The sequence below is a fragment of the Streptomyces sp. NPDC045955 genome (genome assembly GCF_056430805.1).
Window position 1 is genome coordinate 1 of sequence record NZ_JBWKKY010000019.1, and the last position, 21,721, is coordinate 21,721.

Here is a 21,721-nt window from a genome sequence, read left to right on the forward strand (position 1 = left end):
CCCCCCCCCCACCCCCCCCCCCCCCCCCCCCCCCCCCCCCCCCCCCCCCCCCCCCCCCCCCCCCCCCCCCCCCCCCCCCCCCCCCCCCCCCCCCCGCCCGTCAGCCCGTCAGAACCGGCAGCGACCGATGGCCGTGGGAGATGAACGAGTCCACCGGCCGCAGCTCGTCCGCAGGTACGGCGAGGGTGAGGCCGGGGAACCGCTCGAACAGGGCCGGCAGGGCCACATGCGCCTCCAGCCGGCCGAGCGGGGCGCCCAGGCAGTGGTGTACGCCGTATCCGAAGGCCAGATGATCCTTCACGGCGCGGGTGACGTCGAACGTGCCGGCGTCCGGGCCGTGCTGCTCCGGATCGCGTCCGGCGGCGGAGTACGCGGCGAGGATCGCCTCGCCCTTGCGGATCACACTGCCCTCGGGGCCGCCCAGCTCGCCGAGGGGCAGGTCCTCCACGGCGTACCGCAGCGGCAGGCTGGCCACCGGCGCCTCGGCCCGCAGGGTCTCCTCGATCACGTCGTCCCAGGAGGCGCGACCGCCGAGAACGTGCGCGAGCTGGTCGGGGTGGGTGAGCAGCGCGTGGACGGCGTTGTCGAGCAGATTGACCGTCGTCTCGTGACCGGCGCTGATCATCAGCATCAGCGTGTCGAGCAGCTCCTGCTCGCTGAGCCGGGTGCCGCTCTCCTCCTCGTGGGCCGCGATCAGCGCGCTGGTCAGGTCGTCGCCGGGCGCCGCCCGTTTCACGGCGACGAGCTCACGCAGGACGGCGTAGAACCGGGCGTAGGTGTCGGCGACTTCGGCCGCGTCGGCCGAGGTGTGGAAGACGCTGTCCACCACGGCACGCAGCTCGGGCCCCAGCTCCTCGGGTAATCCGAGCAGTTCGCCGATGACCTGGATGGGCAGCGGATAACAGAACTCCTCCCGCAGATCGACCGCGTGGCCGTCCGCCCCGCCGCCCGCCCCGGCCTTGGCGACCCGGTCGAGCAGCGCCGCGGTGATCTCCTCGATCCGGGGCCGCAGCTCGGCGGTGCGGCGGGCGGTGAACGCCTTGGAGACGATGGTGCGCAGCCGTTTGTGGTCGGCACCGTAGGCCGTGAACATGTTCTGTACCGCGACCCAGGTGTACAGCGGCCAGTCCGGTGAGACCTCGCCGTCGAGCCAGCGGTGCCAGTGCCGGCGCGCGTCCTTCGACACCCGCGGGTCGGTGAGCAGCCGCTTCAGCAGCGGGGCGCTGCTGACCGCCCAGGCCGGGACACCGTGGGGGAGTTCGACGGGGGTGACGGGCCCGCGCTCGCGGATCCGGGCGGCCTCGCCGTGGATGTCGCGGCCGGTCGGATCGATCACTATCGGGTGTGTGAACTCCATCGGACTCTCTCCCTGGGCTGGCGGCGGTTCGCACGGCACGCGGACGCCTGGTCGGCGGGTACGTGCCACGTCCAGCCAAGTGGCCGCGGCCGGGCGGCGCCAGAGGGCGGAGAGTCAGTGGCCTGTTTCAAGCGGTCTGGCCGGCCTCCCGCTCCATGGGCTGAGCCACCGCCTTCGCGGCCCGGGCCGCCTTCCTGCGCCGGCGCCGGCTGACGCGCGGCTCCTGGTCCGGCAGCCAGCCGAAGGTGAGGCAGCTGCCGACCACGCCCAGGAGCAGGCCCACGAAGAAGCCGCCCAGGTTCGAGGTCAGCCAGGTCCCCAGGGAGACCAGCACCCCGATGACCGAGTAGAACAGGCGCTGGGAGGGGTTGAAGAGGATCAGCACACCGCACAGCAGCATCACGCCCGGGAGCAGATAGCCGGCCAGGCCCTGCATGCCGACGTGCAGGATGACGTCCAGCGACGCCTTCAGGGTGAGCAGGACCTCCGCCCCGCCCAGGGCGAGCAGCAGCCCGCCCCAGAAGGGCCGGCCAGCCCGCCACTGGCGGAAGGCGGACCGGAACGTCCCGTGTGGACGGCCGGGCATCAGCAACCCGACCCGCTGAAGCCCAGTTTCAGCCCGGGCAGCTTGAACACACCGGCCGTCGTGGCGTAGTTGGTCTGCCGCAGCTTGGCGATGTGCACGGTGTCGGACTGCTGGCTGAACACGCCCTTCGGCCCACGGCCCTGTGGCCCGGCCTTGTTCAGCGTGCTGGCGTCGTTGCCGATCTCGATGTTCTTGAAGGCCGCGTCGCCCGTGAGCTCCGTGGAGTCGGTGGTCAGGTCGCTGGCCCTGACCTTCGCCGCACCCTCACCCGCCCTGATGACCAGGTTCGTGCCGCCCAGGTCGACGCTCTGGCACAGCTTGGTCAGCGTCGCCTCCTTGATCACGGAGGTGACGACCAGCACCTGACCGCCGGTGTCACCCGCGTTGGGGCTGCCCTCGGCCATCTCGTCCAGACCGCCGAACTGTGCGAAGCCGGTGCCGTTCAGCTCGGTGGCGGTGACCGTGAACGGCATACCGGAGATGGCGAACTGCACGCCCAGCGCCCCCTCGGCGGTGAGGATCGCGAGGCCGGCGGCGACCGCGGCGGCCGGCACCGCCATCACGGCGGCCCGGCGTGCCCGGACCCGGCCGCGGCGCGCGGGAACGTCACCGGCGTCCGCGGCGGCGGTGCCTTCCGGTCTGTCGGAGGTGTGCTCGGCGGAGGAGGTCATGTCTGCTCCAGGTGCATGTCGGTGCGGATCGGACTTCGTGGCACGTTGCGACGTCGGTGTCGCATGGCGACTTCGGTTGCACGGTGCGACTTCGATGGCACGTTGCCCTGGCGCGGACACCGACCGCGTACGCACGACTCCCCGCAATCCCCGGCGGTTGCAAGGGCTTTCTCGTACGGCGCAGTAGCCGACTCGGAAGTTACCGGGGGTTACATGAAGGGTCAAGGGAAGTGTGAACAAAGAGTGTCGAAGGTGCGCCGCATGTGAGTCGATGCCCTTCGAAAGGCTCAGCGAACGCACAACTCCCTTGCGAAGCCTTGACGTTGATTGACCGCCGGGTCTACAACTCTCCTCGTCTCACCGGATCCGTGGCGCCGGATCCGCCGCGCGGCACCGTCCGCGTGTCCCGGAACCGCTCGTCCCGTACGGGCATCTCGCCGCCCGGTGCGTCCGCACGGGCTTTCCACGGCCCGAGTCCGACCCTCCACGGCACCGGCACGGGCCCTTCCCCCGCGCGCCGTGCCACCAGCCACCCCCAGTCCGGCCCGGCCGGCGGCCCGTCCCCGTGCGTGCCTCCGGCAGGTCACCGGTCTGCCGTTGCCGGTCCGTCACGTACGGAGAAGGCGTGACGGGCCGGCAACGGCGGACGCCGAACCGCGTCCCCCGGCACCCCCACCCCGCAACGAGAAGAGGTACACCCCCATGCGTACGCGCACCCTCCTCACCCTCACCGCCGCCGTCGCCGCCCTGGGGCTCGCCGCCCCCGCCTCGGCGGCCGACACCCCCGTCCTGACCACCACCGACGGCGCGGCCGTCGCGGTCGGCGACGTCCTCAACGCCTCCCTGGCGAGTGGCACCGCCGCCACCTTCTACTCCAGCGCGACCGGCACCAGCGGCATCTCGTGCACCTCGTCGGCGTTCGCCGCCACCGTCACCGACAACCCGGCCGCCCCCGGCACCGCCACCGAGTCCCTGACCTCGCACACCTTCGACACCAGCGGCTGCACCGCCAACGTCGTCGGAGTGCTCGGCGTCAGCGGCATCACCGTCGACAACCTGCCCTACACCACCAGCGTGTCCTCGGACGGCACCGTCTCCGTGACCCCGGGCGAGGGTTCCGTCATCCAGTCCACCGTCAAGCTGCGCACCCTGCTCGGCACCATCAACTGCGTCTACCGGGCCCCCAGCCTGACGGGCAAGGCGGACAACGCCGACAACAGCATCTCCTTCACCAACCAGCAGTTCACGAAGGCGTCCGGCTCCTCGCTGTGCTTCGCCAACGCCTTCTTCACCGCCAAGTACGCCCCGGTGACCAAGGGAGGCGTCGCCGTCAACGTCAACTGACGTGTGACGGGCGTCGGTTCAGCGCCGACGCAGCCGAGCCGCCAGGGCGGCGCCGCCGGTGAGCACCAGCACCGCCGCGGCGCCGCCCGCCAGCATGGGCGTGGACGGGCCGGAGGGGGGTTCGGAGGCGGATACGGAGGTGGATGCGGAGGAGGGCTCGGTGGGGGGCCCGGAGGGGGATGTCAGCGGGGCGCTCTCGTTCTTCCCTTCCGGTCTCCCCTGCTTGTCCGGCTTGTTCACCGGTTGCTTCTCCGGTTGCTTCTCCTGCCTCTTCTCCGGAACCGCCGCGTCCTTCTTCTCCGGGAACACGACATCCGAGCACGAGTAGTACGTGTCCGGCGTACTGCTGTTCTGCCAGACCGTGTACAGCACGTGCCGCCCGGTCCGGTCGGACGGCAGGGTCGCCTCAAGGCGGTACGCACCGTCCGTCAGGGCCGGGTCCTTCACCTCGGCGAACGGCTTCTCGGGCAGGTCGGACCAGGACAGCGGCCCGGTCGGGTCGTAGCCGGGCTTCGTCAGATACATCCGGAACGTGCCGGTGTGCGGGATCGTCGAGACGTACCGCATGGTGAGCGTCCCACCGGGCGACATCCGGGTCGCCGGCCAGTCGGTGCGGGGGAGGTCGAGCCCTCGGTAGCCGGGCAGGCCCCCGCTGCACAGCTTCCCGTCGGGGACGACCTGCCGGTCCCGGCCTGCCACGTTCGCCACCCGCAGGTTGTCCCACGCGGTGAAGGGCGCGCCGTTCGTGGCGACGGCCGCGCGGCAGGCCGCCGAGCCCGCCCGGTCACCGCCCTCGGGGGAGCAGGCCACCACCCGGCTCACGGGATCCGTCGGCGCACCGTGCGCCCGCGCCGGATGCGCCGCCCACAGCGGCAGCAGCAACGGGGTCACGAGGGCGGCCGCAAGCGCGGCGCGGTGTGCGGTCGTACGGGACATCCGTCTGCGTCTCCTCGGCCGGGCCGGAGCGGTCGGTAGTGCAATACGGGCAACAGGCCCGGCGCGTTCAGCACGCCACGACCTGTTCGAAAAGCGGGCCATTCACGCCCAACTGCCCGCCACAGAGGGTGGGTTTCCGGTCGGATCGAGGGTTTCCCCCGTATCCCGATGACCTGCTCTTTGCCTATCGTTCGACCACAGCTGACCCACAGGTAACCCCGAACGGGTCGCTCCCCACACGCCTGGCCGGCCACCGCGTCGCTCTTTCGAACCACCCCCCTCCGCTTCAGCGACGAAGCGCATCCACCGCCGCTCCGCCCAGCCCGGAGTCCGGCCACGAAAGGCAACGACCGTGCGTATCTCCCCTGAGTTCAGACGGAAGCTGATATCCGTCGCCGCCGTCTCCGCCGCCCTGCTGACCGCCGCCCCCGCCTCGGTCGCCGTCGCCCAGGAGACCGCCCCCGGGCCCGCCGCCGTCCCGGCCGCTCAGACCGAGGCCGCCCCCGGCGCCCCGGCCGAGCGGCTCATCGTCGGCTACAAGTCCGGCGCGACCGAGGCGAAGTCCGACAAGGCCGCCGCCGACGACGCCGCGGCCAAGGCCGAGAAGACCGGCGAGGACGTCGACTTCCAGCGCCGCCTCGGCACCGGCGCCGCCCTCGTCGACCTGGGCACGAACCCCGCCCGGGCGGACGTCGCCGACGTCGTCGCCCAGTACGAGGCCGATCCGCAGGTCGCCTACGTCGTGCCGGACCGCCTGAACAAGCCGACGGCCGTCACGCCGAACGACACCGACTACGGCAAGCAGTGGGACCTGTTCGAGGCGACCGCCGGCATGAACGTCCCGGCCGCCTGGGACACGACCACCGGCACCGGGGTCACCGTCGCCGTCATCGACACCGGCTACGTCACCCACTCCGACCTGGCCGCGAACATCGTCGGCGGCTACGACTTCATCTCCGACACCGCCGTCTCCGTCGACGGCAACGGCCGTGACAGCAACCCGGCCGACCCGGGCGACTGGTACAACGCGGGCGAGTGCGGCGCGGGCATCCCCGCGTCCAACTCCTCCTGGCACGGCACGCACGTGGCCGGCACCATCGCCGCCGCCACCAACAACGGCAAGGGCGTCGCCGGCATCGCCCACGGCGCGAAGATCTCCCCGGTCCGCGTCCTCGGCAAGTGCGGCGGTTACGACTCCGACATCATCGACGCCATCACCTGGGCGTCCGGCGGCACCGTCTCAGGCGTCCCCGCCAACACCAACGTCGCCAAGGTCATCAACATGAGCCTCGGCGGGGGCGGCGCCTGCTCCAGCGCCACCCAGAGCGCCATCAACGGCGCCGTGAACCGCGGCACCGCGGTCGTCGTCGCGGCCGGCAACGAGAACCAGAACGTCTCCAACGCGTCCCCGGCGAACTGCAACAACGTCATCGCGGTCGCCGCGACCAACCGCGCGGGCAGCCGGGCCTCGTACTCCAACTACGGCTCGCTCGTGGACATCTCCGCCCCCGGCGGCGAGACCCGGACCTCCACCGCCAACGGCATCCTGTCCACGCTGAACTCCGGCACGAAGACGCCGTCGAGCGAGAGCTACGCCTACTACCAGGGCACCAGCATGGCCACCCCGCACGTCGCGGGCCTCGCCGCCCTGATGAAGTCGGCCAACTCCGCCCTCACTCCGGCCCAGATCGAGTCGGCCATCAAGGCCAACGCCCGTCCGCTGCCCGGCACCTGCTCCGGCGGCTGCGGCGCCGGCCTCGCGGACGCCGCGAAGACGGTCCAGGCCGTCAAGGGCGGTTCGTCCACCGGCACGACCTTCTCCAGCACCACCGCCGTCGCCATCCCCGACAACGGTGCGGCGATCGAGTCGCCGATCAGCGTCACCGGCCGCAGCGGCAACGCCCCCTCCGCCCTCCAGGTCGGCGTCGACATCACCCACACCTACCGCGGTGACCTCGTCATCGACCTGGTCGCGCCGGACGGTTCGGCGTACCGTCTGAAGTCCGCCGCTTCGGACTCCGCCGACGACGTGAAGACCACCTACACGGTGAACGCCTCCGCGGAGAGCGCCAACGGCACCTGGAAGCTGCGCGTCCAGGACACGGCGGCGCAGGACACCGGCACGCTCAACGGCTGGAAGCTGACCTTCTGATCCTTCTGAATCTCCCGGTCCTCCTTCGGTGAGGACGCTGAACGGGCAGCTCACGAGCGGGCGGGCCGGCCGGTGCGGATGGGGCACCGGCCGGCCCGTCTTTACGTGCGGCCGCACAACCCTCACAGTCAGATACCGAACGCGCTGTTTTCTTTCATCAGTTGCGATTGTTTTGCCGGATGTGCACCCGCACTCCGGCACACTGGTGTGGTGGACGCCGTCTGAGGGTGAGTTATCGTGTACGGGGGGTAAAAACAAACGGCATGACCCGTTCATTTCCGTCCCGGGAGAGTTCAGTCGATGGCGAGGCAGTTGCGAGCCGAGCAGACCCGCTCGACGATCATCACGGCCGCCGCTGACCTGTTCGACCGTCGCGGCTACGAATCGACCAGTCTCAGCGACATCGTGGAGCACGCTCAGGTCACCAAGGGCGCCCTGTATTTCCACTTCGCGGCGAAGGAGGATCTCGCGCACGCGATCCTCGAACTCCAGTCGCACACCGCCCGGCGGCTGGCGGCGGAGACCGGCCATCGCGGCCACACGTCCCTGGAGGCGCTGATGCGCCTCACGTTCGGCATCACCCGCATGTCCGTCGAGGACCCGGTCCTCCGGGCCGGACTGCGGCTCGCCACCGGCGGGATCCGGCCCCGTCCGCCGCTGAGCCATCCGTTCACGGAGTGGCTGGACATCGTCACGGCCCGGCTCGTCGGCGCGGTCAAGGAGTCCGACGTCCAGCCGGACATCGATATCGATGTCGTGGCCCACTCCCTGGTCTGTTTCTTCGTCGGCACCCGGGTCGTGGGCCGCTCCCGCGAGCCCGTCGCGCGCCAGCCCCGCCGGACGGCCGAGATGTGGAACATACTCATCCGCGGCCTGGTCCCGGTCACCCGCCGCGCCCGCTACCTGAGCCTGGCGGCCCGCCTGGAACGCGAACTGGCACCGGTCTGACGGTTTCGGACGGGACGTTGCGAACGGGCTCGGCCGGGGCGCCGGTCTCGTCGGTCAGCGAGGGGCGCCCGCGCGTTACGGTGAGCCGTATGCCCGACATCCCATCCGCACCCGTGCTCCTCGGCGACCAGCCGGGCTCCTTCCCCCACAGTGTGCTGGCCGAGCGGCACCCGGCCATCATCCGGCAGGTGCGCGAGGCCTTCCCGTACGAGCCCTGGCAGCACCGCGCGCTCGACGAGCTGCTGGCCAACTGCACCAAGGGCGAGATCGAACCGCTCCCCGCCGACGCGCCCGACCGCGGCCTGTGGGAGAGCTGGGGGCTGCGCAAGTACACCGGCCGGTCCTGGTTCGACGTGCCGTGGCTCTGGTCCGAGAGCTGGTTCTACCGCCGGCTGCTCCAGGCCGTCGGCTACTTCGGCCCCGGCCCCTGGCAGGGCATCGATCCCTTCCGTCCCTCGAAACTGGCCGAACTCGACTCCCCCGAGACCGACGAGGAACTGGCCGCGCTCGACGACCTCGCCGGCCGGCCCGCCGGAGAACAGGCACAGGCCCTGCTGCACGGCTCCCTCTGGGGCAACCGCGCCGACCTCGGCTTCCGTCTCTCCGCCGAGGGCGCACGGGCCGCCGACGCCGCCCCCGGACTCGTGGCCGACGACAGCGACCGCCTGTGGGCCCTGCTCGGCGGCACCGGCACGGGCACCCTGTGCCTCGTCGCCGACAACGCGGGCCGCGAACTCGTCCCCGACCTGCTCCTCATCGCCCACCTCCTGGCTCACGGGCGCATCGGCCGGGCCGTCCTGCACGTCAAGCCGTACCCGTACTACGTCTCCGACGCCACCACCGCCGACGTCGTCGACGCCCTGCGCCGCCTGACCCGGGCCGGGGGAGCGGCCGCCGAGTACGGGCAGCGCCTGTGGTCCGCCCTGGCCGACGGCCGCCTGACCCTCCGCGCCCACCCCTTCTCCTGCGCCCCGCTGCCGTACGAGCAGATGCCCGGCGACCTGAGCGCCGACTTCGCCTCGGCCGCGCTCACCGTCGTCAAGGGCGACCTCAACTACCGCCGCCTGGTGGGCGACCGCCTCTGGGACCCGACCACGCCGTTCGCGGACGTCACCGCTTACTTCCCCGGCCCCGTCGCCGCCCTGCGCACCCTCAAGTCCGACGTGATCACCGGCCTCGACGCCCGCACCGAGGCGGAACTCGTCGCGGCGGAGGACCAGCGCTGGCGCACCAGCGGCACCCACGCGCTGATCCAGCTGCGCGCCCCCTAGGGCGCACAACGTCACACGACCTCCCGCCAGAACAGCCGCGTTCAGCCCCGATTCACGCGATGGTGTGATCATGTCCGGCCCGGCGGATGCCGCCGAGAGACGCCGGGTAGGGCCCGGCCATGACGCAGCCGTTCGAACTCCCGCACTTCTACCTGCCGCATCCCGCGCGGCTGAACCCCCATCTCGACGAGGCCCGCGCCCATTCGGCCGAGTGGGCGCGCGAGATGGGCATGCTGGAGGGCTCCGGCGTCTGGGACCAGGCCGACCTCGACGCGCACGACTACGGCCTGCTCTGCGCCTACACCCACCCCGACTGCGACGGTCCCGCACTCTCCCTCATCACCGACTGGTATGTGTGGGTCTTCTTCTTCGACGACCACTTCCTGGAGAAGTACAAGCGCAGCCAGGACCGCCTTGCGGGCAAGGCCCACCTGGACCGGCTGCCCCTGTTCATGCCGCTGGACCTCTCGACTCCCGTACCGGAGCCGGAGAACCCGGTCGAGGCGGGCCTCGCCGACCTGTGGGCCCGTACCGTGCCGACGATGTCGCAGGACTGGCGCCGCCGCTTCGCCGTGGCGACCGAGCACCTGCTGAACGAGTCCCTGTGGGAGCTGTCCAACATCAACGAGGGGCGGATCGCCAACCCCGTCGAGTACATCGAGATGCGCCGCAAGGTGGGCGGCGCCCCCTGGTCGGCGGGTCTCGTGGAGTACGCGACGGCCGAAGTGCCCGCATCCGTGGTGGAGTCCAGGCCGCTCAGGGTGCTGATGGAGACGTTCTCCGACGCCGTGCACCTGCGCAACGACCTGTTCTCCTACCAGCGGGAGGTCGAGGACGAGGGCGAGCTCAGCAACGGCGTGCTCGTCCTGGAGACCTTCTTCGGCTGCACCACCCAGGAGGCCGCGGACACCGTCAACGACGTCCTCACGTCCCGCCTCCACCAGTTCGAGCACACGGCGTTCACCGAAGTGCCCGCGGTGGCCCTGGAGAACGGCCTCACTCCCGGCGAGGTCGCGGCCGTGGCGGCGTACACCAAGGGGCTTCAGGACTGGCAGTCAGGCGGCCACGAGTGGCATCTGCGCTCCAGCCGCTACATGAACGAGAACGCGGTGCGCGGCGGCAGCCCATGGCCGGGATGCACCGGCATCGGCACCTCGGCCGCCGACGTCCGCGCCCTGCTCGCGACGGCCGGAGCCGAGAGGCTGCGCTCCTACACGTACGTGCCGTACCAGAAGGTCGGACCGTCGCGGATCCCCGACATCCGCATGCCGTTCCCCCTGGAGCTCAGCCCGCACCTGGACAACGCCCGCCGGAGTCTGCGCGACTGGGCGGAGCGCATGGGCATCCTCGCCGAGGGCGTCTGGGACGAGGACAAGCTCCGGGCCTACGACCTCGCGCTCTGCTCGGCCGGCCTCGACCCGGACGCCACCCCCGAGGCCCTCGACCTCAGCGCTCAGTGGCTCGCCTGGGGCACCTACGGCGACGACTACTACCCCCTGGTCTACGGCCACCGCCGCGACCTGGCCGCCGCCCGGCTGACCACGGCCCGCCTGTCCGGCTGCATGCCCGTCGACGGCGATGAGCCGCTGCTCCCGGTCAACGCCATGGAGCGCGGCCTGCTCGACCTGTGGGTGCGCACCACCGCGGAGATGACGCCCGGCGCGCGGCGCACGCTCAAGGACGCGATCAACGTCATGACCGAGAGCTGGGTGTGGGAGCTGTCCAACCAGCTCCAGAACCGCGTGCCCGACCCGGTCGACTACCTGGAGATGCGCCGCGCGACCTTCGGCTCCGACCTCACCCTGAGCCTGTGCCGGATGGGACACGGCCCGGCCGTCCCGCCCGAGGTCTACCGCAGCGGCCCGGTCCGCTCCCTGGAGAACGCCGCGATGGACTTCGCGTGCCTCCTCAACGACGTCTTCTCGTACCAGAAGGAGATCGAGTTCGAGGGGGAGATCCACAACGCGATCCTCGTCGTGCAGACCTTCTTCGGCTGCGACTACCCGACCGGGCTCGGCATCGTGCACGACCTGATGAGCCAGCGCATGCGCCAGTTCGAGCACGTCGTCGAGCACGAGCTGCCCATCCTGTACGACGATTTCCAGCTCACGGCGGAAGCGCGCACGGCCATGGGGACGTATGTGACGGACCTGCGGAACTGGATGGCGGGCATCCTCAACTGGCATCGCGAGGTGGACCGCTACAAGGACGAGTGGCTGTCCCGGCGTGCCCACGGCTTCCTCCCGGACCGTCCGCCGGCCGTGCCCGTACCCGCCTTCCGCTGACGCGGCGCTCTCCGGCCGGATTTGAGGGCCGCACGGGCTGACCGGCCCGGCCGGCCCGCGCAACCGCGGCTCGCACCGCATCCGGCACGCCGGGTGCGGTGCGAGCCGTGCCGTCGTTCCGGCACGCTCCCCTGCCCCGGCGGCACGCCCGGTCCACACCGGCGGCCCCGTCAGTCTCACTCGTTCGTGGCTCATCACGCGCCGGAGCACCGGGTAGAGCACCAGCCGTGATCGTTCCGCATCCGACGGAGGCGGTCCGCACCATCCGGAGGCGAGCCATGGAACAGACCGCGCTGCGACCCAAGCCGATGCCGGGCCGGAAACCCGACGGGGTGGCGACGGTGACGGGAACCGGCCCGTCACGGCCCCGTCGGCACGCCGCCCGGCGCCGCGTGCGGCGGCTGCTCAACGTGCTGTTCGCCGGGTTCGCCGGCGTCGTCCTGGTCCTGTCCGGGATCGGTCTCGGGGCGATGGGCGCCACGGCGATCGGCGCGGGCGGGGGCCTCGATCCGCGAGGGCGGCACACGCCGCCACCGACCAGCCCCTCGCCGTCCCCCGCCGCCTCCGCGCCCGCCGCCGTGACCCTCGGAGTCGAGGTCATGGACGCCGGGAAGCCGGGAGTCCTGGTCGTCGGGCTCCACGTCCCCGGGCCGGCTCAGGAGGCGGGCCGGGTGCGCGGCGACCTGCTCCTCGTCTTCGGCAGGACCCGCATCGACACGGCCGCCGACCTGGCCCGGGCCGTCGCCCGCGCCCGCCCCGGCGCCGAGGTGAAACTGACGGTGCGGCACCGCAGCGGTGGATACCAGCAGCTGACGGTCGTACCGGCTGTCGTCACGTGAACCCGATGCCTTCACGTGAACCGCGTCGTCACGTGAACCGCGTCGTCACGTGACCACCCGGAAGTGGCTCGTGAGCCGCCCCGTGTCGTCCAGGACGTGGAAGGCGATCCCGGGCGGCGCGTCCCGGTCGGCGATCTGCTCGCCCTCCCAGGGCAGCCGCAGCGTCCACGTCACACCGGGGCCGACGACGAGGGGGCGTCCCGCGAACGAGGTCGCGGCGGGCGTGTGCGCGTGGCCGGTGATCAGACCGGCGATCTCGGGCCGGCGGGCCAGCAGCCCGGCCAGCCGGCCGGATTCCCGCAACCGGTAGGAGTCGGGCAGCGGGTGGTGCAGGGCCACCGGCGGGTGGTGGAAGGCGAGCAGGGCCGGAAGGCCGCCGTCGAGTTCGTCGAGGGTCGCCTCGATCCAGTCGTACGTCTCCTCGTCCAGCTCTCCGTCGTCGCTGCCGGGCACGCTGGAGTCGCACATCAGCACGGCACCGTCGTCGAAGGCCTGCACGCTGTTGACGGGCCCCTGCGCCCCGGGCAGGCCCAGCAGCGCCTTGCGGTAGGGCGCGCGGCTGTCGTGGTTGCCCGGGCACGTCAGCACGGGGAAGGGGGCGTCGCCGTCGCGCAGCCCCAGGATCCGGGCTGCCTCCTCGTACTCCGGCTCCGTGCCGTGGTCCGCGATGTCCCCGGTCACCAGCAGGGCGTCCACCTGCCCCGGCAGCTCCCACAGCTGCTCGCACACCCGCTCGGCGCGCTCCGTCGCCCGCGCGCTCCCGTCCAGATGCAGATCGCTGATGTGCGCGAGTACGAGCACGGTCGTACGCCCCTTCGGTCGAACGGCTAATGGATGCGGAGCATCTAAGCATTACATCTCATGTGAGAGCAATGCTCTGCCATGAGGGGCGATGCCCGGGTGAAGTGCGCAGACCGCTCGCGCCGCCTCCTCCGGCCGGGCAGGATGCTGCCCGTAGCCCCTTCGCCCGTCCCTGGGAGGCCCGGATGACCGGAAGCACGGCCGCGTCCTTCACCGCCGACGACTACCGGGCCCGTATGGAGCGCGCCGCGCGGACCGCCGCCGAGGCCGGTCTCGCGGGCCTGCTGGTGGCGCCGGGACCGGACCTGGTGTGGCTCACCGGCTACACGCCACCGGCGGTCACCGAACGGCTCACCCTGCTCGTCCTCGCCGACGGGCAGGACCCCGTCCTCGTCGTCCCCGCACTGGAGGCCCCGGACGCGCAGCAGGCGGCCGGCGCGCCCGCCCTGACCCTGCGCGACTGGACCGACGGCAAGGACCCCTACGCCGCCACCGCCGCCCTGCTCGGCACCTCGGGCCGGTACGGGATCAGTGACAACGCCTGGGCCCTGCACCTGCTGGCGTTGCAGCAGGCCGTACCCGGCAGTTCCTACACGTCGCTCACCGAGGCCCTGCCGATGCTGCGCGCCGTCAAGGACGCGGCGGAACTGGAGCTCATGACGGCCGCGGGAGCCGCCGCCGACGCGACGTTCGAGGAGATCAGGAACGTCCCCTTCGCAGGCCGCCGGGAATCGGAGGTGGCCGCGGATCTGGACCGGTCGCTGCGCCGGCACGGACACGAGCAGGTCGACTTCACCATCGTCGCCTCCGGGCCGAACGGCGCCAACCCGCACCACGAGGCGGGTGACCGCGTCATCGAACGCGGCGACATGGTCGTCCTCGACTTCGGTGGCCTGAAGGACGGCTACGGCTCCGACACCTCCCGCACGGTCCACGTCGGCGAACCCACCGACGAGGAACGCCGCGTGCACGACATCGTGCGCGCGGCGCAGGAGGCGGGGTTCCAGGCCGTGCGGCCGGGCGCCGCCTGCCAGGACGTGGACCGGGCCGCCCGCGCGGTCATCGCCGGCGCCGGCTACGGCGAGTACTTCATCCACCGCACCGGACACGGCATCGGCGTCACCACCCACGAGCCGCCCTACATGATCGAGGGCGAGGAGCGGCCCCTCGTGCCCGGCATGTGCTTCTCCGTGGAACCCGGGATCTATCTGCCCGGCCGGTTCGGCGTGCGCATCGAGGACATCGTGACGGTCACCGAGGACGGTGGGCGGCGTCTGAACACCACCTCCCGCGAGCTGGTCATAGTGGAGTGACGGCACCGATGTCCCCCACACGCCTCCCGAACGGCAACGGCGCGACCATGACCCAGGCACCGACACCCACCGCGGACACCGTCCGCCGGCTGGTCCGTTCCCTGCTCAAGGACGGCCGGGACGGCCAGGACGGCCAGGACGGCAAGGAGGGCAGGGGCGGCAAGAAGCCCGAGCAGGGCAGGAGCCCCGCCGCCGGCCCCGACGTCCGGCCCGCCACCGAGGGTGCCGACCCGGCCACCTGGTGGGTCGGCAGCCGCCACGTGCTGCGCCTCGCCCCCGACCGCGAGGCCACCGTGCGCCAGCGCCGCGAACTGCGCCTGCGCGACCTCGTCCGCCCGCACGTCCCGGTGACGGTGCCGGTCAGCGTGGCCCACGGCGAGTGGGCGACCGGGCTGACCTACACGCTGGACACCAAGGTGCCGGGCGGCTCGGGCGAGGAGCACGACGTGTCCGCCGTCGGCGAGGCCGACCTCGCCGGACTGCTCTCGGGGCTGCGGGAGGTACCGGTCCGGCAGGCCGAGGCCCTCGGCGTGCCGCGTGCCGCGCCGCGCTCCCTGGAGGCACTGCGCCGGGCCGCCGTCCGCGCCGCCGAACGCCTCGCCGACGCCGACGAGTTCGACGCCGCCCGCCTGAACCAGCTCACGGCGCCCGCCGCGGCCCAGCTCGCCGCGCAGTCCGGCTCGGCGGTCCTCACCCACCACGCGCTCACGGGCGGCCATCTCGTGGTCAGCGCCGACGGACGCGTGCGCGGGGTCCTCGGCTGGGCCGGCGCGGTCGTCGGCGACCCGGCCGAGGACATCGCGGGCCTCGCGCTCGCCGTCGGCTCACCCGCCGCCGTACGCGCCGCCACCCTCGCCGGCTACGGCGCCCGCCCCTGCCTGCGCGGCCTGTGGCTGGCCCGCTGCGACACGGTCGTCCACCTCGCCGATGCCCTCCCGGGCCGGGACACGGCCCGGCTCACCCTGCTGCGCACGCAGCTGCGCCGGGCCTGGGAGCCGATCCTGCTGGAACGCGTGACGGACCTGCGGGACACGGACGACGCCCTCTGACGGACCGGGCGGCAGCGGGGCGTCGTAGGCGTCATGGGGACCTCACTCCTGCAGCAGCACCACGCCCGACTCCCCCGGCACGTGCACCACCCCGTCCGCACCGGGTGTCTCCACCGGCTCCCACGCGGCCAGCACGCGCGCGTGCGGGACGCCGAGCGACAGCGCGGCCGGCTCCGGCGACAGATTCACCGCCACGAGGACGTCCCCACGCCGGAAGGCGATCCAGCGGCGCTCCTCGTCGTAGGCGACCTTGGTGTCGGCGAGGTCGGGATCGGTCAGGTCGGGCTGCTCGTGGCGCAGGGCGAGGAGCTGCCGGTACCAGGCCAGCACGCGCGCGTGCGGCTCGCGTTCCGGCTCGGACCAGTCGAGGCAGGAGCGGTCCCGGGTCGCGGGGTCCTGCGGGTCGGGCACGTCCTCCTCCTTCCAGCCGTGCGCGGCGAACTCCCGCCGCCTGCCCCGCCGTACCGCGTCCGCGAGTTCGGGGTCGGTGTGGTCGGTGAAGAACTGCCAGGGCGTGCCCGCCGCCCACTCCTCGCCCATGAAGAGCATCGGCGTGAAGGGGGCCGTCAGGGTCAGCGTGGCCGCACAGGCCAGCAGCCCGGGGGAGAGCAGGGCCGAAAGGCGGTCCCCCTGGGCGCGGTTGCCCACCTGGTCGTGGGTCTGGCTGTAGCCGAGCAGCCGGTGCCCGGCCACCCGCGTACGGTCCAGTGGGCGCCCGTGGTGCCGCTCCCGGAAGCTGGAGTACGTCCCGTCGTGGAAGTAGCCGCCTGTGAGGGTCTTGGCGAGCCCGGCGAGGGGAGCGCGCGCGAAGTCGGCGTAGTAACCCTGCGACTCGCCGGTCAGCGTGGTGTGCAGGGCGTGGTGGAAGTCGTCGTTCCACTGCGCGTGCAGCCCGAGACCGCCCTCGTCCCGGGAGGTGATGAGGCGCGGGTCGTTCAGGTCCGTCTCGGCGACCAGGAACAGCGGCCGGCCCACCTCGGCGGCCAGGGCGTCCACGGCCGTCGACAGCTCCTCGAGGAAGTGCAGCGCGCGCGTGTCCACCAGCGCGTGCACCGCGTCCAGGCGCAGCCCGTCGATCCGGTAGTCGCGCAGCCACGCCAGCGCGCTGCCGACGAGGAACGCGCGCACCTCGTCCGAGCCGGGCGCGTCCAGATTGACCGCGGCGCCCCAGGGCGTGTGATGCCGGTCCGTGAGGTACGGGCCGAAGAGCGGCAGATAGTTGCCGGACGGGCCGAAGTGGTTGTGCACCACGTCGAGCACCACGCCCAGGCCGAGTTCGTGGGCCCGGTCGACGAAGCGTTTCAGCGCCTCGGGCCCGCCGTACGGCTCGTGCACGGCCCACAGCGAGACGCCCTCGTACCCCCAGCCGTGCGTGCCGGGGAAGGGGCACAGCGGCATCAGCTGCACGTGCGTGACGCCCAGTTCGGCGAGATGGCCGAGCCGCTCGGCGGCCGCGTCCAGGGTGCCCTCGCGGGTGTAGGTCCCGACGTGCAGCTCGTACAGCACCGCGCCGGGCAGCGGCCGTCCCCGCCACTGGGCGCGCCACGCGTACCGCTCGTGATCGACGACGGCGCTCAGCCCGTCCGGGCCGTCCGGCTGCCGGCGCGAGCACGGATCGGGCCGTACCGGGCCGTCGTCCAGCGCGAAGCCGTACCGGGACCCGTCGCGTGCGTCCGCCTCGCCCCGCCACCATCCCGCCCGTTCCGGATCGCGCTCCAACGCGCGCCTGACGCCGTCGCACTGGAGCGTCACACGGCCTGCCTGCGGTGCCCACACCTCGAACTGCACGGACGGTTCCCCTTCGTCTGCTCACCGTGATGTAGCCCGTCCATGGTGCGTCAAACGCGATCAATCCGCTGGTGCATCCACCCATTTGCGGCGGGTCTCGGCGGATGCGGGCGCGTGGCGGCCGTTTTCCCGTTTTCTGGACAGCCCGGCCGTGCTGCCCGACAATCACGAGCGTGACGTCGTCCTTCGAGTTCAACACGTACCCCGCGCGGCTGTCCGACGTGGAGCGCGACAGGGCGCTGAAGGTGCTCCGGGACGGCGTCGCCATGGGCCGCCTGTCCCATGACACGTTCATCCGCCGCATGGAACTCGCACTCGCCGCCCGCCGCGCGGACGAACTCGCCGTGCTCACCGCCGACCTGCCCACGGAGAGCCGGTTCTCCCGCCTGGTGTTCGGCACCGTCGAGGCGGTCTCCGGCTTCACCGTACGGCTGCGCAGGGCCTGGCAGGCCGAGAAACTGCCCAAGCTGCTGCTGCCCCACCCGGCGCACGGCCACCCGTTGCGCATAGGCCGCGATCCCGCCAGCGGGCTGCGCCTGAACCACGAGACCGTCTCCCGCGTCCATGCCGAACTCCGCCACCAGGGCGGCATGTGGGTCCTGCGGGATCTCGGCTCCACCAACGGCACGACGGTGAACGGGCGGCGCGTGGTCGGTGCGGCCGTCGTCCGCGAGGGCGATCAGGTCGGCTTCGGGCGGATGGCGTTCCGGCTGTCGGCCGACTGACCGGAAACCGAGCCATGCCTTAGCTCTGGCCTTGGATTTACCGGCTGTCGCTCCGTGCGGAGTGGCTCAAAACCCATTGCGTTCCGCGGTGTTGACGTACCCCTGAAAGTCGTGACTGACTGTGCGTACGCCATGTACAGCTGGTGAAGCGACGGCACCGCATCGGGGAGGTGTGCCCTGCCGCCCCTCCTGCGCTATCCGACCGTCGACGAACTGGACACCCGGGCCGCCGCCCTCGTCGCCCGCCACCCGCGAGACGCCCGGCTGCGCAGGATCGGCACATCCCGCGCGGGCACGCCCCTGTGGCTGCTCTCCGTCGGCCACGGCAGCCGTCAGGCCCTCGTCGTCGCCGGACCCCACGCCAACGAACCCGTGGGCGGCGCCACCGTGCTGCGCCTGGCCGAGCGGGCGCTGGCCGACCCGCGGCTCACCGAGGGCGCCGACGCCACCTGGAACCTGCTGCTGTGCCTCGACCCGGACGGGCTGCGCCGCAACGAGGGCTGGCTGACGGGGCCCTACGCACTCGGCCAGTACTTCCGGAACTTCTTCCGGCCGGGCTTCCTGGAGCAGCCCGAGTGGCTGCCCGACGGCGCGGCCGGCGCCGCCCTGCCGGAGACGCGCGCCCTGCTCGACGTCCAGGACGAACTGCGGCCGTTCCTCCAGTGCTCCCTGCACGGCGTCGACGTCGGCGGCGGCTTCGTCGAGCTCACCGACGACCTGCCGGGCCTCGGCCGGCGCCTCGCCCACATCGCCGCCCGGCTCGGCATCCCCCGCGAACTCGGCGCCTACGACGCCCTGTACTGGCCCGGCCTCGGGCCCGCCGTCTACCGGATCCCGCCGCCGCGCCCGGCCGGCCTGGCCGCGGCCATCACGGAGGCCGCCGTCGAGTCGACGTGGTTCCACCCGCACCGGCACGGCACCCTCACCGCGGTCGTCGAAGCGCCCATGTGGGGCGTGGCGGCCGTGACGGACGGCTCTCCGCCCGCCGACCGGGACGGGGTGCTGCGGGACGTGAGCCACACCCTGCGCCACGACACAGGGCTCCTGCGGCACCTCCTGGCCCGCGTCCGGCCGCACGTCGCCGCCGTGCCCGACGCGGCGCGCCTGCTGGCCCCGGTCGACGACTATTTACTGGTCTGCCCCGGTCTCGCCGACGCCTGGGACCCCGACACCGGCGACGGCGCGGCCCACCCCCTTCCGCCGCTGAGCACCGCCCACCTCGCCGCCCTGCGCATCTCCGGGCGACGGCTGGCCCTGCGCACCGCCGGTCTCCTGCACCAGCTCGTGCGGGCCGCCGGACACGACCCGGCCGGGGCGTTGCCGGAGCTGGACCAGCTGATCGACGAGTGGTGCGCCGACTACCGCGAGAGCTGCGGGGCGCGCTGGATCCCGGTGGCGCGCCAGGCGGAGTACCAGGCGCGCGTGGTGCTGGCCGCCTTCACACTGGCCGCGCGGGACACGCGCGCGTGCTCCCGCGCGGGCGAGCCGGGGCGCGAGTCGGGGGCGGCGGTGCCGATGCAGCGGGAGTGACACCGCGATGACGCCGCGGGCGGGGCCGGTGTCTACGACGTCCCCTCGCGCGCGTGCAGCGCCGCGGCGACCACCGTGCGGGTCTGGTGCTCGACCTGGTGCTCCAACGGCACCCAGCGGGCCCGGAAGCGTTCCGCGAAGGCGTCGCTCCAGGTCGCCACGAGTTCCTCCAGCTGCCCGGCCGCCCGGTCGTCGGTCCCGTGCAGCACGCGCCGCAGCATCGCCGCCGCCCGCAGCGGCACACGGCGGGCGAACGCGTCCACGCTGCCGACGTACGCCCGGGTGCGGTCGGCGGGCGGCATGCGCACCAGGTCGTCGGCCAGCCCCGGCACCAGTTCCAGCCCCCACCGCGCGGCCCGCAGCAACGGCCCGTCCAGGCCCGCGAGCCGGTGCAGCGCGCCGTCGAGGACGCGCGTCACCTCCAGCGCGTCCTGTCGCAGCCGGTCCGCGAGCCGCCCGATCGCCGCCGCCGGGGCCGGATGCGGAGCCGGGTCGTCCACCAGGTCGCTCGCCCACATCGGCACCTCGACCACGGCGGTGAGGCCGCCGTAGCGGTGGGCGTGGAACCAGGTGCTGTGCCGCGCGTCGTCCGGCAGGCTCGGGTACGCAGGCCCGATGCCCGGCGCGGGCATCACGTGCACGCCCGGCCCGGACGCGGGCCAGCCGGCGGCGTCCGAGGCGCCGGTCTCCACCGGGATGTGCAGCTCGGCCGCGGACTTGGCGAACGGCTCGGCCAGCCCGGGCACGTCCTTCGTCAACTGCACCCAGCTGCCGCCCAGGTCCGTGCCGTGCAGGGTCACCTGGAGGTAGGGGCGCAGCTCGTCGATGACGCCGGTCAGAGCCCGGGTCTCGGGCGGCAGCCGGTCGGGCGGCAGTAGGGACGGCGCCCACTCCGGCTGTTCCGGGCCCGCGGGGCGGAAGAAGCCGAGGTGGTAGTCGAACAGGCTGCGCGGCGCCGGGGTCACGTGCAGGCTCGCGCCGTCGGGGTCCGCGCACAGCAGGAAGTGCCAGGAGATGCCGTCGCGCAACTCCCGCTGTTCCAGCACCCGCCGGGCGAGCGCGAGCAGGGTGCAGGAGCCGGTCGGCTCGTTGGCGTGGGCGCCGGCGACCACCAGCACGGCGCGGCGGGCGAGGCCCACCGACAGCAGGTGCAGAGGTCTGCCCGCACGCGAGGCACCCACCTGTCGCAGGGTGCACAACCCGGGCCGACGAGAGGTCAACGCCCGGGCGGTCAAGACCTGTTCGGTCACCGTGGGGTAGCGCAGCTCCGGCAGGACACTCACCCCCGTCACATCCGCCCGAGTTCGCCATCGCAGTACCCCACGGCCATGGGGCGCTGTCAAGGGCGCGACGGGGGAGGCTCCAGGGGGCGCCCGGAAGCATGGACGGCCCGTGTGCGGCGGGGGCCGGGGCGGTGTGCGTCACCGCCGTCGGCCTGACGTCACCGGCGCGGTGTCACTGCTGGTGCAGCCCGCGTCCGGCCAGGGTCAGGAACGCCTCGCCGACCGCCTCCGACAGGGTCGGGTGCGGGTGGACGTGCCGGGCCACGTCGGACGGCTCCGCGTCCCAGCCGACGATCAGCTGGCTCTCGGCGATCATCTCCGACACGTGCGGGCCCACCAGGTGCACGCCCAGCACGCGTCCGCCGCCGGCCTCGGTGACGACCTTCACCATGCCGCCCTGCCCGTGCACCATGCCCTTCGCGACGGCGGTCAGCGGCATGCTGTTGGCCTCCACCTCGTGCCCACGCGCGCGTGCCTCGGCCTCGCTCAGACCGACGGCCGCGGTCTGCGGCGACGAGTACGTGACCCGCGGTACGGCCGCGTAGTCCACGGGCGCGGACGGCACGCCCGCCAGGGTCTCGGCCACCAACAGCCCTTCCGTGTCTTGGCGGGGTCCGGGCGGTGGCCCGCGCCGCCGTGTCCGGCGTGGCTCGTGTGGCGCGGGGGCGGATGTCGTGCCCGGCGGGCGGCGGGGGTGCCAGGCCCGCACACCTGCGTGCGTGCCGCGTTGCCGCGCCTCGCACGCTGGTGCCCGCACACCTGCGTGCGTGCCGCGTTGCCGCGCCTCGCACGCTCGCCTACCTGGCGTGCAGTGCTGCCCCGCCCACTCGCCTGCCGTGCAGT

At 72.8% G+C, this 21,721-nt stretch carries 17 protein-coding genes and 1 pseudogene; 10 read left to right on the top strand and 8 right to left on the bottom strand.

Features of this window, described 5'->3' with window-relative positions; translation table 11 throughout:
* Positions 1-100: 100 nt before the first annotated feature.
* The 3 genes from AC07F0_RS30935 to AC07F0_RS30945 form a co-directional block, all read right to left on the bottom strand.
* The gene (locus AC07F0_RS30935; protein ID WP_478983319.1) at positions 101-1,357 is read right to left on the bottom strand and encodes a cytochrome P450 family protein; all 1,257 of its coding nucleotides are present in this window, start codon (positions 1,355-1,357) and stop codon (positions 101-103) included.
* A gap of 127 nt (positions 1,358-1,484) precedes the next feature.
* Positions 1,485-1,943: a DUF6114 domain-containing protein gene (locus tag AC07F0_RS30940; RefSeq protein WP_478983320.1), complete on the bottom strand. Its 459-nt coding sequence runs from the start codon at positions 1,941-1,943 to the stop codon at positions 1,485-1,487.
* Positions 1,943-2,614 (bottom strand): DUF6230 family protein, encoded by a 672-nt coding sequence (locus tag AC07F0_RS30945; protein WP_356928365.1) that lies wholly within the window; start codon positions 2,612-2,614, stop codon positions 1,943-1,945. The genes AC07F0_RS30940 and AC07F0_RS30945 overlap by 1 nt, the downstream gene beginning before the upstream one ends.
* A gap of 702 nt (positions 2,615-3,316) precedes the next feature.
* Between AC07F0_RS30945 and AC07F0_RS30950 the strand changes: the two genes are divergently transcribed.
* On the top strand, positions 3,317-3,958 hold the full coding sequence (locus AC07F0_RS30950) for a Tat pathway signal sequence domain protein (RefSeq protein ID WP_478983321.1): 642 nt from the start codon (positions 3,317-3,319) through the stop codon (positions 3,956-3,958).
* An 18-nt stretch (positions 3,959-3,976) separates the two neighbouring features.
* Here the strand turns inward: AC07F0_RS30950 and AC07F0_RS30955 are convergent, their stop codons facing one another.
* Positions 3,977-4,894, bottom strand: a complete 918-nt coding sequence (locus AC07F0_RS30955; RefSeq protein WP_478983322.1) for a lytic polysaccharide monooxygenase — start codon at positions 4,892-4,894, stop codon at positions 3,977-3,979.
* Between the two features lie 352 nt (positions 4,895-5,246).
* Between AC07F0_RS30955 and AC07F0_RS30960 the strand changes: the two genes are divergently transcribed.
* From AC07F0_RS30960 to AC07F0_RS30980, 5 genes are all read left to right on the top strand, one after another.
* A complete protein-coding gene (locus AC07F0_RS30960; RefSeq protein ID WP_478983324.1) occupies positions 5,247-7,046 on the top strand; it encodes a S8 family peptidase in 1,800 nt (599 codons plus the stop codon).
* A gap of 300 nt (positions 7,047-7,346) precedes the next feature.
* On the top strand, positions 7,347-7,994 hold the full coding sequence (locus AC07F0_RS30965; RefSeq protein ID WP_356928361.1) for a ScbR family autoregulator-binding transcription factor: 648 nt from the start codon (positions 7,347-7,349) through the stop codon (positions 7,992-7,994).
* 89 nt (positions 7,995-8,083) lie between these two features.
* Complete coding sequence (locus AC07F0_RS30970; protein WP_478983325.1) at positions 8,084-9,265, top strand: damage-control phosphatase ARMT1 family protein; 1,182 nt, start codon at positions 8,084-8,086, stop codon at positions 9,263-9,265.
* Between the two features lie 119 nt (positions 9,266-9,384).
* Complete coding sequence (cyc2, locus tag AC07F0_RS30975; protein ID WP_478983326.1) at positions 9,385-11,550, top strand: germacradienol/geosmin synthase Cyc2; 2,166 nt, start codon at positions 9,385-9,387, stop codon at positions 11,548-11,550.
* Between the two features lie 278 nt (positions 11,551-11,828).
* On the top strand, positions 11,829-12,389 hold the full coding sequence (locus tag AC07F0_RS30980; protein WP_478983327.1) for a PDZ domain-containing protein: 561 nt from the start codon (positions 11,829-11,831) through the stop codon (positions 12,387-12,389).
* 45 nt (positions 12,390-12,434) lie between these two features.
* Here AC07F0_RS30980 and AC07F0_RS30985 read toward each other — a convergent pair whose 3' ends face one another.
* Positions 12,435-13,190, bottom strand: a complete 756-nt coding sequence (locus tag AC07F0_RS30985) for a phosphodiesterase (RefSeq protein ID WP_478983328.1) — start codon at positions 13,188-13,190, stop codon at positions 12,435-12,437.
* A 185-nt stretch (positions 13,191-13,375) separates the two neighbouring features.
* On the opposite strand from AC07F0_RS30985, the gene AC07F0_RS30990 reads away from it, so the two are divergent.
* Both AC07F0_RS30990 and AC07F0_RS30995 read left to right on the top strand, forming a co-directional pair.
* A complete protein-coding gene (locus tag AC07F0_RS30990; protein WP_478983329.1) occupies positions 13,376-14,503 on the top strand; it encodes an aminopeptidase P family protein in 1,128 nt (375 codons plus the stop codon).
* Positions 14,504-14,550: 47 nt separating this feature from the next.
* Positions 14,551-15,552 carry an aminoglycoside phosphotransferase family protein gene (locus AC07F0_RS30995; RefSeq protein ID WP_478983412.1) on the top strand — a complete coding sequence of 334 codons (1,002 nt, stop codon included), beginning with the start codon at positions 14,551-14,553 and terminating at the stop codon, positions 15,550-15,552.
* 42 nt (positions 15,553-15,594) lie between these two features.
* Here AC07F0_RS30995 and treZ read toward each other — a convergent pair whose 3' ends face one another.
* The gene (gene treZ / locus AC07F0_RS31000; RefSeq protein ID WP_478983330.1) at positions 15,595-17,340 is read right to left on the bottom strand and encodes a malto-oligosyltrehalose trehalohydrolase; all 1,746 of its coding nucleotides are present in this window, start codon (positions 17,338-17,340) and stop codon (positions 15,595-15,597) included.
* Positions 17,341-17,513: 173 nt separating this feature from the next.
* Here treZ and AC07F0_RS31005 point away from each other — a divergent pair, with 173 nt between their 5' ends.
* Together AC07F0_RS31005 and AC07F0_RS31010 are read left to right on the top strand one after the other, a co-directional pair.
* Entirely contained in the window at positions 17,514-18,065 is a 552-nt protein-coding gene (locus AC07F0_RS31005; RefSeq protein WP_356924651.1) for a DUF1707 and FHA domain-containing protein, read from the top strand.
* 177 nt (positions 18,066-18,242) lie between these two features.
* On the top strand, positions 18,243-19,595 hold the full coding sequence (locus tag AC07F0_RS31010; protein WP_478983413.1) for a M14 family zinc carboxypeptidase: 1,353 nt from the start codon (positions 18,243-18,245) through the stop codon (positions 19,593-19,595).
* Between the two features lie 32 nt (positions 19,596-19,627).
* On the opposite strand, the gene AC07F0_RS31015 is transcribed toward AC07F0_RS31010, so the two are convergent.
* The gene (locus AC07F0_RS31015; protein WP_478983331.1) at positions 19,628-20,878 is read right to left on the bottom strand and encodes a M14 family zinc carboxypeptidase; all 1,251 of its coding nucleotides are present in this window, start codon (positions 20,876-20,878) and stop codon (positions 19,628-19,630) included.
* Positions 20,879-21,050: 172 nt separating this feature from the next.
* Positions 21,051-21,503, bottom strand: a pseudogene (locus AC07F0_RS31020) (dihydrolipoyl dehydrogenase); the annotation flags it as partial.
* Positions 21,504-21,721 lie beyond the last annotated feature (218 nt).

Coding starts and splice junctions, on each gene's coding strand:
- AC07F0_RS30980 (WP_478983327.1), top strand. CDS start 11,829: ATGGAACAGACCGCGCTGCGACCCAAGCCGATGCCGGGCCGGAAACCC.
- AC07F0_RS30990 (WP_478983329.1), top strand. CDS start 13,376: ATGACCGGAAGCACGGCCGCGTCCTTCACCGCCGACGACTACCGGGCC.
- AC07F0_RS30945 (WP_356928365.1), bottom strand. CDS start 2,614: ATGACCTCCTCCGCCGAGCACACCTCCGACAGACCGGAAGGCACCGCC.
- cyc2 (WP_478983326.1), top strand. CDS start 9,385: ATGACGCAGCCGTTCGAACTCCCGCACTTCTACCTGCCGCATCCCGCG.
- AC07F0_RS30970 (WP_478983325.1), top strand. CDS start 8,084: ATGCCCGACATCCCATCCGCACCCGTGCTCCTCGGCGACCAGCCGGGC.
- AC07F0_RS30950 (WP_478983321.1), top strand. CDS start 3,317: ATGCGTACGCGCACCCTCCTCACCCTCACCGCCGCCGTCGCCGCCCTG.
- AC07F0_RS30955 (WP_478983322.1), bottom strand. CDS start 4,894: ATGTCCCGTACGACCGCACACCGCGCCGCGCTTGCGGCCGCCCTCGTG.
- AC07F0_RS30935 (WP_478983319.1), bottom strand. CDS start 1,357: ATGGAGTTCACACACCCGATAGTGATCGATCCGACCGGCCGCGACATC.
- AC07F0_RS30995 (WP_478983412.1), top strand. CDS start 14,551: ATGACCCAGGCACCGACACCCACCGCGGACACCGTCCGCCGGCTGGTC.
- AC07F0_RS30940 (WP_478983320.1), bottom strand. CDS start 1,943: ATGCCCGGCCGTCCACACGGGACGTTCCGGTCCGCCTTCCGCCAGTGG.
- AC07F0_RS30965 (WP_356928361.1), top strand. CDS start 7,347: ATGGCGAGGCAGTTGCGAGCCGAGCAGACCCGCTCGACGATCATCACG.